This is a genomic window from Bacillus sp. FSL R5-0585, from assembly GCF_038004545.1.
In the GTDB taxonomy this organism is placed as follows: domain Bacteria; phylum Bacillota; class Bacilli; order Bacillales; family Bacillaceae_G; genus Bacillus_A; species Bacillus_A cereus.
Map to the genome: position 1 here is coordinate 1,586,432 of NZ_JBBORJ010000001.1, position 14,659 is coordinate 1,601,090.

The following is a 14,659-nucleotide window of genomic DNA, read 5'->3' on the forward strand; positions in this document are numbered from 1 at the left end:
TTTTTTAAGGCTTCACATCTAAGTTCTGTAAAAATAAAGTTGCTGTTACGTAACGCTTTGCTAACATTTGTACATAAGCGGTATGTACAGAAAGGGTCGCAATAATAATAGCGTTACGAATTGCTTCGCGTTGTTCGTTATTAATTTGATCGAACTTGCTTGCGATTTTATCAGCTTTTTCTTTTACAATGTTTTCAATTGTATGAACGGTATCTGTTGCATTTAATTGTAAGCAATTCCCTTGATTGAGTTCTTCAAATAAAGAAGAGTATGCTACATATAAATGAACAGGATTGATTAAATCATCACTTCGATCAGCTGGGTCATTTACAATAAGGCGTAATAGCTTACGAATGGATTCAAAATCAAGTGCTGTTTTTAAATCTTCGACAATAAATAGTAAGGCTGCTTGTTCAATTGAATATTTTTTCCCTTTTTGAGGAGAGCCAATCATTTCTTTTATATCTCGTTTCACCCAGTTTTGCATAGCAGTTACAGAGAAACTTGTGTTTTCAATCTGATTGCCAAGCGCAACTATTTCATTTAAAGAAAAACCGACATCAGTATCGTCAATTTTAATCAGCTTTTCAAAAATAGGTGAAAGTGCGGTAGTAATAAAAGCTGTAACGCTTTGTCCGCTTTCAATATCTTTTTTATGTGACTTTGCCCAAGCTTCTTGTAAAATACCGAGAGGCTTTTTCGTATTCCATCCTCTTAGTGATAGAAGAAGGGTAGCCATTTCGTTTCGTGTGAGATGAAATGTTTCCATCTTTTCACCTCCAAAATAATAAAAAGTTCTTATGAACTTATAATATGTTTTGTTTCATTTAAAGTCAATTCTGTTTTGCTTAATTTTTCCTTTGTGACCAAACTGTTGAAAGTAAATAATACTTGCATATTTCGACAAAAGTTCATATAATAAGTTCATAAGAACCTTTAAAATGTTCTTAAAAACAAATCTATCATTCTGAATTTACTAGAAAGATAGATTTCACATATATCTATATAAAAGGAGAATGGATATAATATGTTGAAAAAACTTGTAGCAATAATGACAGCATTCATGGTTATCTTTGGGGCTAGCAGCTTTATGTTCGTAGATCATGCAGCAGCGAAAAGTTACAAATCTGGTAAAAAATCATTTACACCAAGTTCAGGTCAAAAGTCAAAAGTTGATTTAAACAAAAAAGAATCAAATGTAAATTCTCAAAAAACGACTCCAGATTCAAAAACGAAAGCAACAAACACGGCACCAAAAAGTAATAAAGGAAGCTTTATGAAAGGTTTATTACTAGGCGGTCTTGGTGGTTTACTAATGGGTAGCTTATTTGCAAATATGGGAGCTCTTGGTTCTGTATTAGCGTTTATGGTAAATATGTTAGTAATGGCTGGTATCGTAATGTTAGCAGTTCGTGCATTTAAATACTTCAAAGACCAACGTAAGAAGAAAGCAGATGAAGTAGCATGGAAACAATAAAAATTTCTGAACAAGAGCTTATAAATGCGCTTTGTATATATATCGCTGAAAAAAGACAAGTGGGTCCAGAAGAAGTATTAGTTGAACTCATGTATGATGACGACTACGGTTTCTCTGCGGAAGTAGAGGTAAATGGTCGCCAGCAAATTTTAATTCAAGCAAACTTAATCGAAGCTTTACGCTTATTGCTTGACAGAGAATATAATGTCAATCCATTCGCAGCGAGATTACAACTTGAATTAGATGATGAAGAAGGCATTTACGCATTAGCGAAATTTAATAACTCAGATGAGTAGAGAAAAGAGCTGTTGAGAATAATCTCAGCAGCTCTTTTTAGTATGTGCATATGTAGAAGAATAATCACGCCAAATTTCATTCATTTTTCGTCTACCGATATCTAGCATAGGATTAAACTGAATTGTAGCTTTCTGACGAACAAAGTGAACGTTTTGAATGGCGTGAGATAATTGTTGGTCGACTATATCAGGTTTTTCACTTGCATATTTAGCAATAGATAGACCTGCAACTGTTCCTTGCGCCATCGCAATTTTTCCGCTTTCAATGCCCGTAATATTGCCGGCTACAAATAAACCGGGAAGAGGGGTTTCCATTGTTTCGGAATGGAGAGGAACGTGTCCGCCTAATTCTGAAATGTAATGGAAGGGACAACCAGCTACAGCTGCAAGTTCGGCAAGTGGGTATAATCCCCCGGCAATACATACAAAATCTGCTTCATATATTTTCTCTGTTCTATTGCTAACATTTCCTTTAGAGTCAATATTAGCAATGCGTACACCTTCAACTTGATCTGTTCCGATAATTTCAAGAGCTGCTTTCCGAAGGTGAAGTGGCGTTCCGTTTATTTTCATTCCGCTGTTTGGATAGAATGTTAATCCAGCTTTTCGAATCCAATCATATTTCATAAAGTGGCTACCTATTCGTAAAATAGCAGAAGGAGCGAGATGTGCTGCATTTAAAAGAGAGTTTAAAACTTCTTCAGGTTCACCAGCTTTTTGACTTAACTCGCTTTTTTCAGGGAGTACAATATGATCCACTGTAATTCCCGCTAATTGCAATTCACTTAAAATGGCGAAAGACAAAATGTTAGCACCAATAATAATTCCTTTTTTTCCAACTTGCACGCGATGAACATTTGTCATAACTTGAGCTGCTCCAATTGACATCACTCCTGGAAGTGTCCAGCCAGGAAGGGGAATAGAATATTCCGCAGCTCCAGTAGCAAGTAGTACGAAAGGTGCTTCTAACGTACCGATATTAGTATGTACAAACCAATTGTTTTCATCTCTATCTAAATTATAGACCGAAACACCGCACCTGATATGTACTGAAAGTGATTCTGCTTCTTCATGAAGTCGCTTCGATTCTTCTATTCCGTTCCACCATTCTCCAGTAGGCTCTTGATGCAACTGTCCTAACAATCTCCCGCCCGGCTTCATAAATTCATCAATAACGAGCACTTTTAGTCCGAAACGAGCACAAGAGATAGAAGCAGATAATCCCGCTGGCCCTGCACCTATAATAATTACATCACTCATCGCTTTTTCACCATCTCTCTCACGATATTCGGATGCTGTTTCCCGCTTTCAACAACCATGTTTTCTTCTACAACAGTTAAGCATGCGCGTACATTTGTTTGATTATTTACTGTCACGCGGCATTCGGAACAGTGCCCGATATTACAATAAATACCTCGCGGTGTTCCGCTATCTTCATGAACTCTTAATGTCCTTATTTCATTTGCTAACAGGGCAGCAGCTATCGTTTCATGTTCATATGCTTCGTATTGATGACCGTTAAATTGAAAGGTAATACGCTCACTACTTTGTAAAGTACCTAAAATAGGGTGATGTGTAATTCTACTCATTTACTTTCACCTACTGATCCAAAAGTAACTGCACGTATTGGTGGTTGATATTTTAACGGTAGTTCATTAAGAGTTACGTCAGGATTCACATTTTCAATCATTCGATCTATCATTATTCTGCATGTGCGACCACCGCAAAATCCCATGCCAGCACGTGTTCTTAATTTTAATTCTCTTGCCGAGCAGTTATATTCAGCAATTGTCGATTGAAGTTGCCCATATGTAACCTCTTCACAACGACAAACGATTAAGTTGTTTTTATTTGTCATGTGTATTCCTCCTCTAGTTCGATTTTCACAAATTATACATGCAAAAATCATGCCAATATAGAGGAGGGAGAGAGGGCTACCTGTAAACGCCTGATCGGTGCATACTGATTCTTTATTGAAGTCCAAGTTTCTTTAAACGGTTATATAAAGTAGCCCTTGTTACACCAAGTTGTTTTGCGCATTCTAATTTATTCCCATTTAAAATTCGTAAAGCCCTTTCAATAACTTTTTTCTCATGCTCATCCATCTCTTCTTGTAAAGAAAGGATTGTATTATTGTTGCTGAGTAATAGGGAATGAGCTGTATGGTTGTCTAAAGTTTCAGTCGTATGAAATGGTAAATATTCTTGTTTTATAATTCCGTCTGTTGCGAATACCACAAGCCGTTCAACAACGTTTCGAAGTTCGCGAATATTACCTGGCCAATTGTAATGAAGCAGTTCATGCATAATGCTTGAAGGTAGGTCACGAATTGGTCTGTTGTAGTTGATTGAAAAATCGTTTAAGAAAGAATAGGTTAATTCAATAATATCCTCGCGTCTTTCGCGCAGGGGTGGAATCTGCAAACTAACTACATTTAAGCGGTAATATAAATCTTCTCGGAAAGTTCCTTTTCTCATTTCTTCTTGTAAATCACGATTTGTAGCAGCGATAATACGGAAATCAATATTAATTTCTTTTTCACCACCAACTCGGTAATACTTTCGCTCTTGCAGTACACGTAACAGTTTTACTTGCATATCAAGTGGCATTTCACCTATTTCATCAAGAAATAAAGTACCGCCTTGCGCGAGTTCAATTTTACCTTTTTTTCCTTTACTATTTGCTCCAGAAAACGCCCCACGCTCGTAACCGAATAATTCACTTTCAAATAACGCTTCTGGAATTGCCCCGCAGTTAATCGAAATGAAAGGCGCCTTCGCTGCCTCACTTGCTTCATGAATTGCTTTCGCAAATACTTCTTTTCCAACTCCGCTTTCCCCAAGTATTAAAACAGTTGATTTTACCGAACAAACTTTTCTAGCTAATTGTATCGTTCTTTGTATAACAGGACTTTTCCCATTCATCGCAAGGAATGGATCGGATTCATCTTTATACTTTGCCACTTCTTGTTCTAAACGGTGCATTTCATGTGACATATTAAATAGTTTTTCATTTAAAGCGACTTGATTTGTAACATCTGTTTCTGAAACGACTGCTCCTATAATTTCATCATTACAATAAACTGGATTTGAATTAATTAATACGAATAAATCGGGACGAGGCTGATGGAACTGAGCGACTATGCTTTTTCCATCATGTAAAGATTGTAAAATTTCCAAGTCTTTATAATCAAAAAAATGAGTAATCGGTTGCCCAATAATTTCATTATGGTTGACTGAAAATATTTTTTCAGCACCATCTGTCCAAGTTCGAACGCATTCTTTACTATCAATGACTGTAACAGAAGAGTCAGTTGTTTGTATTACGGTGTCATAAAATGACTGTAGTTCATTGTAGGACTTATAAAGAAATGGAATCATTTGCTGAGAAGTTATACAGCATATCGGCTCATCGTTTTCGTTAAGGATGATAACAGCTAATTCATAAGAAAAAGCGTCAATTAGTGCAGTGAATGAGTCATCTACATAAATAATGGCGCAATTATATTCATCTGTAGTAGAAGGGAGATAATAAAACCTTTCGTTTACTTGCTTAATGTGATTAAGGCTACATGTATGATCGATTAAAACACGTTCCAAAAACTCTTGTATAGTCGGAAATGAAAATGCCATAATGCCCTCCTGTTATGTATAAAAATTTTGACAGTGATAAAAAAATAATACACCTATTTACTGTAAATTTAAATTATTTTTACAAATAAAAATATTGTTTATGGAAATTGTATATATGAAAAATTGGCACGTCAATTGCATAAAAGAAAGTGAGAGGTTTAGGGAAAGGAGGAGTATATTGTGAGGCACTGCGACGTTTTAATTATAGGTGGTGGAATAATAGGGTGTTCTATCGCTTATTACACTTCAAAATACGGAAGAGACGTAACAATCATTGAAAAAGGGGAATTTGTCAGCGGGACGTCTTCACGGTGTGATGGGAATATTTTGGCCATTGATAAAGACCCAGGATTTGATAGTCAAATGTCTTTAGTAAGTCAAAAATTAGTAACTGATTTAAGTGAAGAATTAGAGCATTCATTTGAATATAGGGCACCAGGAAGTATTCTCGTATGTGAGTCAGACGAAGAGATGGAAGCTGCGCAGCAATGGGTAAATCGGCAAAAAGAAGCTGGATTACCGTTTCGAATGCTTGATAGGCAAGATATAAGGGAAGAGTCGCCTTTTTTTGCTGAGGATTTATTAGGCGGTTTAGAATGTGCGACGGATTCAACTGTGAATCCATATCTCCTTGCTTTCTCGCTTCTGTCAGAGGCACAAAAGTTTGGCGCAAAAGCTTTTAAGCAGACGGAAGTAAAGAGTATGGAAATAGAGACGGATGGTTCATTTGTTGTAGAAACTACGAATGGAACTTTTACAGCACAACAAGTTGTAAATGCAGCCGGTGTGTGGGCTCCTAAGATTGGTCAGATGTTAAATATAAATATACCAATTGAACCGAGAAAAGGGCATATTATTGTAGCTTCAAGGCAACAACACGTAGGATGCCGTAAAGTAATGGAATTCGGTTATTTAATTTCTAAATTTGGCGGAAAACGAAAAGTAGATGCTTTAACTGAAAAATACGGGGTTGCGCTCGTATTTGAGCCTACTGAAAGTCAAAATTTCTTAATTGGTAGTAGTCGTGAATTTGTAGGATTTCATACGAGGATAAATAATGAAGTCATTAAATGTATCGCAAATAGAGCAATTCGCTTTTATCCGAAAATGGCAGATATGATGGTAATTCGTTCTTACGCTGGTTTACGTCCGTGGACAGAAGATCATTTACCGATTATTTCACGAGTGGAACATATTCCGAATTATTTCATTGCCGCTGGACATGAAGGTGATGGGATTAGTCTTGCAGCAGTTACTGGAAAAGTAATTGAAGAGTTATTAAATGAAAAAGAGACAATTATTCCTATTGAACCACTTCGTTTGAGTCGTTTTACAGAAAGGGTGTTAAACAGATGAGGTCACAAAGAGTCTTTACGACGATTGATACACACACAGGTGGGAATCCAACGAGGACATTAATTAGTGGACTTCCAAAGTTGATTGGAGAGACGATGGCAGAGAAGATGTTACATATGAAAAAGGAGTATGATTGGATTCGAAAATTGTTAATGAATGAACCGCGTGGTCATGATGTAATGTCAGGAGCATTATTAACAGACCCGTGTCATCCTGAGGCTGATATAGGTGTTATATACATAGAGACAGGTGGATATTTACCGATGTGTGGTCACGATACAATCGGTGTATGTACAGCGTTAGTTGAATCAGGTTTAATTCCGGTAGTTGAACCGATTACTTCTTTAAAACTAGATACACCGGCTGGCTTAGTGGAAGTAGATATTGCTGTTCAAGATGGAAAAGCAAAAGAAGTATCTTTCTGTAACATACCAGCTTTTTTATTGAAAAATATTACTGTACAAGTGAAAGACATTGGGACTATAGAGGCTGATATTGCGTATGGAGGGAATTTTTATGCCATTATTGATGCGAAGTCAGTAGGCCTAGAATTAATACCAGAAAATGCACCTACAATCATCGATAAGGCGATTCATATAAGAAACACAATTAATGAGAAGTTTGAAATCATTCATCCAGAGTATTCGTTTATTAGAGGATTAACACATGTTGAATTTTATACAGATGCTACTCATGAATGTGCGCATGTGAAAAATACAGTTGTTGTACCACCAGGCGGAATAGATCGATCCCCATGCGGTACAGGAACATCTGCGAAGCTAGCTGTATTATACGCTCAGAAAGAAATCAAAATTGGTGAAGAGTTCATTCATGAGAGTATCGTTGGTTCTTTATTTAAAGGATATGTCGTGAATACGACACATGTTGAAAATATTGAAGCTGTCATAACGAAAATTACGGGATCAGCTTGGCTTATGGGTATGCATAAATTTTTTTACAATGAAATGGATCCACTCAAAGAAGGATTTTTGCTAATTCCGCCGATGGAACATGAAACGGAGGATATAAAATGAACATTCAAAAAATGTATACAGCAGTAGACGTACATGTAAATGGTGAGGCATTTCGTGTAATGAAAGACGTACCGTGCAAATACTACTACAGTTTGGAGCAATTAAATGAACAATTTTCAGGTGAATTAGCAGAAGAGATGAAGCTTTTATTAAATGAACCACGTGGTTTTATCGGTTTGAATGGGTGTATTGTCGTTCCATCTATCCATAATGAAGTGGATGCAGCTGTATTATTTTTTAATCATGAAGGTTCGATTCCGCTTCATTATGGGGGCATTGTTGCGGTAATAACGATGTTACTCGAAAGTGGGTATTTAAAAAAGAGAGAGTCCAATCAATACAAAATTGAAACGTTATCTGGAATATTTTTAGTTCATGCGTATGTAGAGAATGATGAAGTTATATCTGTTTCGTTTGAAAGCAAACTTTGCTATTTGATTGAGGAAAATTTACAGGTTGGTAATGTAAGTTATTCTCTCATACAAGCAGATAAAGTATATGCAGTTGTAGAAAAAGGTGCGTATTCGCCAGAAATTCGTGTTGAAAACATTTCTGAATTGAAAAGATGGGGAGAAGCTACACTGCAGGCTATACAAAAACAGTCGCTAATAAAAAGGCTTATTTTAGTAGATCCTTCGCAAAAAGAAAAGAACCATATAAAGTCGATTACATTTCATGAAGATAACTTTATCGTACGTTCGCCAGGTTTTGTTTCTACTATCGTTTCCTATGTTCATGCATTATTTAAAAATGATTATATGGCGGATAAACCTTTTAAAAATGAAAGTATATTTAATAGTTTTATAACTGTGGAAAAAGTGAAGAAGGAGGAACTAGGATACATTTTCCGTTTTGAAAGTAGAGGATTTATTACAGGGATGCAGACGTTTCTATTAGACCCTACGGATCCGTTTCCGGCAGGATTCTTATTAAAATAAAATGTGATAGGGAGAGATAAATATGCAAAAAATTAAAGGGGCATTTCCAGTATTAATAACACCGATGGATGAATTTCAGGAAATTAATTGGGATGGGGTAAAACAAAATGTAAATTACTTTATCGAACAAAAGGTTGCAGGTATTATCATTAATGGAAGTACAGGAGAGTTTGTAAGTTTATCAAAAGAAGAGCGATTTAAAATGGTAGAAACTGTGTTGAAAGAAATTGATGGCCGTATTCCAGTCATTGTTGGAACTGCAGCAGAGACCACAAAAGAAACAATTGAATATACGAAACATGCAGAAGCGCACGGAGCGGATTGTGCATTAATTATAAACTCTTACTATTGTAAACCGAAGGAAGAGGAGATTTATTTTCATTTTAAAGAAATCTCAAACTCTGTAAATATACCAATTATGCTATACAATAACCCATTTACTTCTGGTGTCGATATGAGTACAGAGCTAATGCTCCGTATTGGAAAAGAGTGTGAAAATGTTACACATATTAAAGAATCTAGCGGAGATATTCGAAAAGCAAGAGATTTAGTAAGACAAAGTGAAGGGGCTTTCCAAGTCTTCTGTGGTTCTGAAGATTTAGTTATGGAATCATATTTAGTTGGTGCCTCGGGATGGGTTTCAGTAGCAGGAAATATCGTTCCCGGTCTCGTTACAAAAATGTATGAGCATTTTCAAAATGGTGAATTAGAAAAGGCGTGGGAAATAAACGATGCTATTTTACCACTTTGCGAGTTTCTTGAAGGATCAGGGAAATATGTTCAAATCGTTAAACGTTCTATGGAATTACATGGGCAAGCGGGAGGACCTTCTCGCTATCCAAGACTAGGGTTAACTGTAGAAGAAGATCAAAAGCTTCAAACGATTTTATCAAATATTGCAGCTCATGCAACTGTTTAAATAAGGAGGAGAACATAATGTTAAAGACAAATATTGAGCTGAAACCAAAAGTGGAAGCGTTTTTAAATGAAGAAATTAAAATGTTTATTAATGGCGAATTTGTTTCTGCTATTGGCGGAAAGACGTTTGAAACGTACAATCCAGCAACAGAAGAGGTTCTAGCAGTCGTATGTGAAGCGCAAGAAGAGGATATTGATGCTGCAGTAAAAGCGGCAAGATCTGCATTTGAATCTGGCCCGTGGGCAGAAATGACTACTGCCGAAAGAGCGCATCTTATTTATAAATTAGCAGATTTAATTGAAGAACATAGAGAAGAATTAGCGCAACTAGAAGCTTTAGATAATGGAAAGCCATATCAAGTAGCACTTGATGATGATATTTCAGCGACTGTAGAAAATTATCGTTATTACGCAGGATGGGCTACAAAAATTATTGGGCAAACAATCCCGATTTCAAAAGATTACTTGAATTATACGAGACATGAACCTGTTGGTGTTGTAGGACAAATTATTCCGTGGAATTTTCCGCTCGTTATGTCTTCTTGGAAAATGGGAGCTGCACTGGCGACAGGTTGTACGATTGTATTAAAGCCAGCAGAGCAAACGCCTTTATCTTTACTATATACAGCGAAACTCTTTAAAGAGGCTGGATTTCCAAACGGCGTTGTAAACTTTGTATCAGGCTTTGGTCCTGAAGCAGGGGCTGCAATTGTAAATCATCATGACATTGATAAAGTTGCTTTTACAGGATCTACTGTTACAGGAAAGTATATTATGCGTCAATCTGCAGAAATGATTAAGCATGTAACGTTAGAGCTTGGCGGCAAATCACCAAATATCATTTTAGAAGATGCGGACTTGGAAGAAGCAATTAATGGTGCATTCCAAGGTATTATGTATAATCACGGTCAAAATTGTAGCGCAGGATCACGTGTATTTGTTCATCGTAAACATTATGAAACTGTAGTAGATGCACTTGTGAAAATGGCGAACAACGTAAAACTTGGAGCAGGTATGGATAAAGAAACGGAAATGGGTCCACTCGTATCTAAGAAACAACAAGAGCGTGTGTTACATTACATTGAGCAAGGGAAGAAAGAAGGTGCTACAGTTGCGGCTGGTGGCGAACGTGCGCTTGAAAAAGGTTATTTCGTTAAACCAACTGTATTCACAGATGTTACAGACGATATGACAATCGTTAAGGAAGAAATATTTGGACCAGTTGTTGTTGTACTTCCATTTGATTCGACAGAAGAAGTAATTGAACGAGCGAACAACTCATCCTATGGCCTTGCTGCGGGTGTATGGACGCAAAATATCAAAACGGGTCATCAAGTGGCAAATAAATTAAAAGCAGGAACAGTGTGGATTAATGATTATAACTTAGAAAATGCAGCTACACCATTTGGTGGATATAAACAATCAGGTATTGGCCGCGAATTAGGTTCATATGCGCTTGATAATTATACAGAAGTGAAAAGTGTTTGGGTAAATATAAAATAATAGGGCGTTTTACTGATAAAAATTGAGGGATGAAATAATGAAAGATGCGGACAACTAGAAAGTTTGATAATAGTTGTCCGTTTTTTTTTATATACAAAATTGCTTTTCCAAAGAATGATAAGGGGGATTTGGATGGAGAATTTAGTAGAATGGTTAGTAGGGCAAGTGTGGAGTATCGGTTTAGTTGTTTTTGCATTAGGGGCAGGCGTATATTTCACGATTGCAACACGCTTTTTGCAAATTCGTTATTTTAAAGAGATGATTAAACTATTATTTGAAGGAAAGAGTTCAGAGACGGGAATATCATCTTTTCAGGCATTTTGTTTAGCCTTATCAGGAAGAGTTGGAATTGGTAATATTGCAGGGGTAGCGACAGCAATTGCTTTCGGCGGGCCTGGAGCTGTATTTTGGATGTGGGTAATGGCTTTGTTAGGGGCAGCGAGTGCGTTTGTTGAATCAACATTATCTCAAGTATACAAAAGTAAAGTAGGGAATGAATATCGCGGCGGTACTCCATATTTCATTGAGAAAGGTTTAAAAATGAAATGGTTTGCAGTCATTGTAGCGGTAGTTGTAACACTTTCATATGGCATGTTATTACCAGGTATTCAATCTAGTAGTATCGCAGTTGGATTCGAAAACTCTAATGGTATTAACAAATATATAACTGGTATATTTTTAGTCGTGTTACTAGCAGCAATTATTTTTGGTGGTGTAAAGAGAATTGCTGGCGTTTCTCAAATGCTTGTTCCATTTATGGCAATTGGTTATGTAATTGTTACATGTATCATATTAATTGCGAATGTAACGGAGATTCCAAGTATGTTTGCTTTAATTTTCTCTAGCGCATTTGGTGTAAATGAAATGTTTGGTGGAATTGTTGGTGCAGCTATTGCATGGGGTGTAAAACGCGCTGTATTTTCAAACGTTGCTGGTGTCGGAGAAGCAACGTATAGTTCGGCTGCTGCTGAAGTATCGCATCCTGCAAAACAAGGATTAGTTCAAGCGTTTTCCGTATATATTGATACAATTGTCGTATGTACAGCGACAGCTCTTATGATATTAATTACAGGTATGTATAATGTTATACCTGAAGGGAAAAGCGCTATTGTAAAAAACATAGGAAATGTGGAAGCAGGTCCAATTTATACGCAACAAGCAGTTGAAACTGTGATAACAGGGTTTGGTCCAATATTTATTTCAATTGCGATTTTCTTTTTTGCATTTACAACGTTACTCGCTTATTACTATATCGCTGAAACGACACTTACTTATTTAGATCGTCAACTGAAGTATGGCTGGTTAAAACCAGTTTTAAAATTTGGATTTTTAATTATGGTTTACATTGGTAGTGTTGAATCAGCGTCGCTTTTATGGAATCTTGGAGATTTAGGAATCGGTAGTATGGCATGGTTAAACTTAATCGCAATCTTACTTTTAAGTAAAACCGCATTAAAAGTGTTAAAAGATTATGAAACGCAGAAAAAAGAAGGGAAAGATCCAGTATTTAATCCTAAAAATGTGGGGATTGAAGGATTAACATTTTGGGAAGAAAGAAGTAAAGAGGTTGAAAGAAAAAGTTCTAGAGAAAAAGTTATTGTAGATGATAATTTAAAATTATAACTTAAGTTAACTGAAAATTCTTAATTCTAATGAAGGTATATTACCTTCATTTCATCACATACTACAATAAGTATGGATAATATGACTGGAGGGAATAAGATGGAACATGAGCAACATAGTTCGATAAATGATATTCTACATCATTATAAAGAAGGTATAGGTAGTTTTACAAATCAAATTCCTGAAATCGCTGAGACATATAATGCGTTCACGCAAGCTTGTTTTCAAGAGGGTGCTTTAACAAAAAGAGAAAAGCAACTTATTGCATTAGGAATTAGTTTAGCAACGCAAGATGAGTATTGTACAATTTATCATACAAAAGGTTGTCTTGATCAAGGATGTTCGGATAAAGAGATTCTGGAAGCATGTGGTGTTTCAGCAGCATTTGCTGGCGGAGCTGCGATGAGTCAAGCGGTAACTTTAGTGCAAGAGTGTTTAACAGAACTGAAAAATCAAAAGCATTGAATAAAAAAACGTTTTAAACTTTATGTTTAAAACGTTTTTTATTTGAAATTAAATTTGTATTCAATTTAATATTCTATATCTTCATAAATAGATTTTTCTACATCAGGAAGAACTGTGTATATACTCTTACCGATTAAAGCTTCTAATTCTTTCTTAATCGCATAAAACCCTTTCCAATGTAAAGATGTATGAGATGTTGTACCATGACGCAAACCAACAGAAATTAATCTTCTTTCCAGCGTAGTAAAGCCACCCGCATCAGCAAGAGCGTCACAAAGAGTAATTACTTTATTGTATAAGTCGTAGTTACAATGTCCATTTAATATTTCAACTAACCGGCTTCTCATATGGTCAGGAACGAGACTCCATTCCGCTGCGATATCTATATGTTCATTTTTGCATGGGAATGAGTGTGTCACACAAATAACAGCGTTTCCTGTATACCCTAAATCATTCATATACATATAACCATCATAGGAATGAATGACCGATTTGGTAAAACCTTTGTATCTTCCGATATCATGCAAAAGGGCAGCGTTATATGCTATGTCAGCATCTAGGTTATACCCATTTTTAATAAGTTCTATAATTATGTTTTCAGTTGCATGAGCAACATGTAGTGAATGTTCAAACCAAGGGCCCGGGTTTTGTTCATATGCCCATTCGAGTAATTCTTTTGCGTACGTTCTATCTAATATATATTTCATATCGTTATCCTTTCACAAAAAATCATATCTTTCTATAAATTCATCTTATTATTTCATTATTCCTTCTTTAAAAATTGTTACAATGAAACAAAAGGGGGAAAAGTAATGCGAAATTTAGTAATTGAAGAAATAAAGCAACTAGAAAATGATATGGAAGAACTTTCGAAACTTTTGAAAATGGTTGTAAATGATGGGGCATCAATTGGTTTTTTGCCTCCACTGGAACAAAAAGACGCAACAAAGTATTGGCAAACAGTATTAGCGCCAGAAGTGATATTGTATGTGGCTAAAATAAACAACGAAGTAGCAGGGAGTATTCAATTACAATTAGTTACTAAGCCTAACGGAATTCATAGAGCCGAGATTTGCAAATTAATGACTCATCCAAACTTTAGACGTAACGGTATTGGACGATCGCTTATGCAAAAAGTAGAGGAACGAGCAAAGCAAGAAAACAGGTCTCTTTTAGTATTAGATACTAGAGAAGGAGATCCTTCCAATAAACTGTACAAATCACTAGACTACCAAGAAGTTGGAACAATACCAGGGTATGCAATTTCTCCGAATGGTAAGTTAGATGCTACGGTTATTTATTATAAAAACATTTAAGGTATAATCAAACGGGGAGAGTGCTTAATTATTAGTAAGTGAATAATAAACGACTATTTTTAACACCGTCTATATTTTTCTGGCGGTGTTAAAATAGTTAA

Annotated in this window: 16 protein-coding genes; 10 read left to right on the forward strand and 6 right to left on the reverse strand. The window is 36.0% G+C overall.

Going from position 1 to position 14,659, the window contains the following annotated elements; translation table 11 throughout:
- Positions 1 to 4 precede the first annotated feature (4 nt).
- Positions 5 to 769 carry a DUF1836 domain-containing protein gene (locus MKY38_RS08215; protein ID WP_000447231.1) on the reverse strand — a complete coding sequence of 255 codons (765 nt, stop codon included), beginning with the start codon at positions 767 to 769 and terminating at the stop codon, positions 5 to 7.
- A gap of 258 nt (positions 770 to 1,027) precedes the next feature.
- On the opposite strand from MKY38_RS08215, the gene MKY38_RS08220 reads away from it, so the two are divergent.
- Complete coding sequence (locus MKY38_RS08220) at positions 1,028 to 1,477, forward strand: hypothetical protein (protein ID WP_070180207.1); 450 nt, start codon at positions 1,028 to 1,030, stop codon at positions 1,475 to 1,477.
- A complete protein-coding gene (locus MKY38_RS08225) occupies positions 1,465 to 1,773 on the forward strand; it encodes a YxcD family protein (protein WP_000447747.1) in 309 nt (102 codons plus the stop codon). The genes MKY38_RS08220 and MKY38_RS08225 overlap by 13 nt, the downstream gene beginning before the upstream one ends.
- Before the next feature lie 24 nt (positions 1,774 to 1,797).
- Here the strand turns inward: MKY38_RS08225 and MKY38_RS08230 are convergent, their stop codons facing one another.
- From MKY38_RS08230 to MKY38_RS08245, 4 genes are all read right to left on the reverse strand, one after another.
- Positions 1,798 to 3,033 carry an NAD(P)/FAD-dependent oxidoreductase gene (locus MKY38_RS08230; RefSeq protein ID WP_341048647.1) on the reverse strand — a complete coding sequence of 412 codons (1,236 nt, stop codon included), beginning with the start codon at positions 3,031 to 3,033 and terminating at the stop codon, positions 1,798 to 1,800.
- Positions 3,030 to 3,362, reverse strand: a complete 333-nt coding sequence (locus tag MKY38_RS08235; protein ID WP_000087063.1) for a (2Fe-2S)-binding protein — start codon at positions 3,360 to 3,362, stop codon at positions 3,030 to 3,032. The genes MKY38_RS08230 and MKY38_RS08235 overlap by 4 nt, the downstream gene beginning before the upstream one ends.
- A complete protein-coding gene (locus tag MKY38_RS08240; protein WP_000182620.1) occupies positions 3,359 to 3,631 on the reverse strand; it encodes a (2Fe-2S)-binding protein in 273 nt (90 codons plus the stop codon). The genes MKY38_RS08235 and MKY38_RS08240 overlap by 4 nt, the downstream gene beginning before the upstream one ends.
- Positions 3,632 to 3,743: 112 nt before the next feature.
- The gene (locus tag MKY38_RS08245) at positions 3,744 to 5,405 is read right to left on the reverse strand and encodes a sigma-54 interaction domain-containing protein (RefSeq protein ID WP_000885731.1); all 1,662 of its coding nucleotides are present in this window, start codon (positions 5,403 to 5,405) and stop codon (positions 3,744 to 3,746) included.
- A 180-nt stretch (positions 5,406 to 5,585) separates the two neighbouring features.
- On the opposite strand from MKY38_RS08245, the gene MKY38_RS08250 reads away from it, so the two are divergent.
- From MKY38_RS08250 to MKY38_RS08280, 7 genes are all read left to right on the forward strand, one after another.
- A complete protein-coding gene (locus MKY38_RS08250) occupies positions 5,586 to 6,761 on the forward strand; it encodes an NAD(P)/FAD-dependent oxidoreductase (protein ID WP_001215265.1) in 1,176 nt (391 codons plus the stop codon).
- Entirely contained in the window at positions 6,758 to 7,795 is a 1,038-nt protein-coding gene (locus MKY38_RS08255) for a proline racemase family protein (protein ID WP_341048649.1), read from the forward strand. Before MKY38_RS08250 ends, MKY38_RS08255 begins: the two co-directional genes overlap by 4 nt.
- Complete coding sequence (locus MKY38_RS08260; RefSeq protein ID WP_001025560.1) at positions 7,792 to 8,733, forward strand: proline racemase family protein; 942 nt, start codon at positions 7,792 to 7,794, stop codon at positions 8,731 to 8,733. Before MKY38_RS08255 ends, MKY38_RS08260 begins: the two co-directional genes overlap by 4 nt.
- A 22-nt stretch (positions 8,734 to 8,755) precedes the next feature.
- The gene (dapA, locus tag MKY38_RS08265; protein WP_341048651.1) at positions 8,756 to 9,652 is read left to right on the forward strand and encodes a 4-hydroxy-tetrahydrodipicolinate synthase; all 897 of its coding nucleotides are present in this window, start codon (positions 8,756 to 8,758) and stop codon (positions 9,650 to 9,652) included.
- Positions 9,653 to 9,669: 17 nt separating this feature from the next.
- Positions 9,670 to 11,154, forward strand: a complete 1,485-nt coding sequence (locus MKY38_RS08270) for an aldehyde dehydrogenase family protein (protein ID WP_341048653.1) — start codon at positions 9,670 to 9,672, stop codon at positions 11,152 to 11,154.
- Between the two features lie 132 nt (positions 11,155 to 11,286).
- The gene (locus MKY38_RS08275; RefSeq protein ID WP_341048655.1) at positions 11,287 to 12,777 is read left to right on the forward strand and encodes an alanine/glycine:cation symporter family protein; all 1,491 of its coding nucleotides are present in this window, start codon (positions 11,287 to 11,289) and stop codon (positions 12,775 to 12,777) included.
- 72 nt (positions 12,778 to 12,849) lie between these two features.
- Positions 12,850 to 13,242, forward strand: a complete 393-nt coding sequence (locus tag MKY38_RS08280) for a carboxymuconolactone decarboxylase family protein (protein ID WP_001999958.1) — start codon at positions 12,850 to 12,852, stop codon at positions 13,240 to 13,242.
- Between the two features lie 65 nt (positions 13,243 to 13,307).
- On the opposite strand, the gene MKY38_RS08285 is transcribed toward MKY38_RS08280, so the two are convergent.
- A complete protein-coding gene (locus MKY38_RS08285) occupies positions 13,308 to 13,949 on the reverse strand; it encodes an HD domain-containing protein (RefSeq protein WP_070180200.1) in 642 nt (213 codons plus the stop codon).
- Between the two features lie 105 nt (positions 13,950 to 14,054).
- On the opposite strand from MKY38_RS08285, the gene MKY38_RS08290 reads away from it, so the two are divergent.
- Positions 14,055 to 14,558 (forward strand): GNAT family N-acetyltransferase, encoded by a 504-nt coding sequence (locus tag MKY38_RS08290; RefSeq protein ID WP_065224842.1) that lies wholly within the window; start codon positions 14,055 to 14,057, stop codon positions 14,556 to 14,558.
- Positions 14,559 to 14,659: the final 101 nt, after the last annotated feature.

Bases quoted from the DNA above. Each gene is read 5' to 3' on its own strand.
- MKY38_RS08215 (WP_000447231.1), bottom strand. From the start codon at position 769: ATGGAAACATTTCATCTCACACGAAACGAAATGGCTACCCTTCTTCTA.
- MKY38_RS08220 (WP_070180207.1), top strand. From the start codon at position 1,028: ATGTTGAAAAAACTTGTAGCAATAATGACAGCATTCATGGTTATCTTT.
- MKY38_RS08225 (WP_000447747.1), top strand. From the start codon at position 1,465: ATGGAAACAATAAAAATTTCTGAACAAGAGCTTATAAATGCGCTTTGT.
- MKY38_RS08230 (WP_341048647.1), bottom strand. From the start codon at position 3,033: ATGAGTGATGTAATTATTATAGGTGCAGGGCCAGCGGGATTATCTGCT.
- MKY38_RS08235 (WP_000087063.1), bottom strand. From the start codon at position 3,362: ATGAGTAGAATTACACATCACCCTATTTTAGGTACTTTACAAAGTAGT.
- MKY38_RS08240 (WP_000182620.1), bottom strand. From the start codon at position 3,631: ATGACAAATAAAAACAACTTAATCGTTTGTCGTTGTGAAGAGGTTACA.
- MKY38_RS08245 (WP_000885731.1), bottom strand. From the start codon at position 5,405: ATGGCATTTTCATTTCCGACTATACAAGAGTTTTTGGAACGTGTTTTA.
- MKY38_RS08255 (WP_341048649.1), top strand. From the start codon at position 6,758: ATGAGGTCACAAAGAGTCTTTACGACGATTGATACACACACAGGTGGG.
- MKY38_RS08260 (WP_001025560.1), top strand. From the start codon at position 7,792: ATGAACATTCAAAAAATGTATACAGCAGTAGACGTACATGTAAATGGT.
- dapA (WP_341048651.1), top strand. From the start codon at position 8,756: ATGCAAAAAATTAAAGGGGCATTTCCAGTATTAATAACACCGATGGAT.
- MKY38_RS08270 (WP_341048653.1), top strand. From the start codon at position 9,670: ATGTTAAAGACAAATATTGAGCTGAAACCAAAAGTGGAAGCGTTTTTA.
- MKY38_RS08275 (WP_341048655.1), top strand. From the start codon at position 11,287: ATGGAGAATTTAGTAGAATGGTTAGTAGGGCAAGTGTGGAGTATCGGT.
- MKY38_RS08280 (WP_001999958.1), top strand. From the start codon at position 12,850: ATGGATAATATGACTGGAGGGAATAAGATGGAACATGAGCAACATAGT.
- MKY38_RS08285 (WP_070180200.1), bottom strand. From the start codon at position 13,949: ATGAAATATATATTAGATAGAACGTACGCAAAAGAATTACTCGAATGG.
- MKY38_RS08290 (WP_065224842.1), top strand. From the start codon at position 14,055: ATGCGAAATTTAGTAATTGAAGAAATAAAGCAACTAGAAAATGATATG.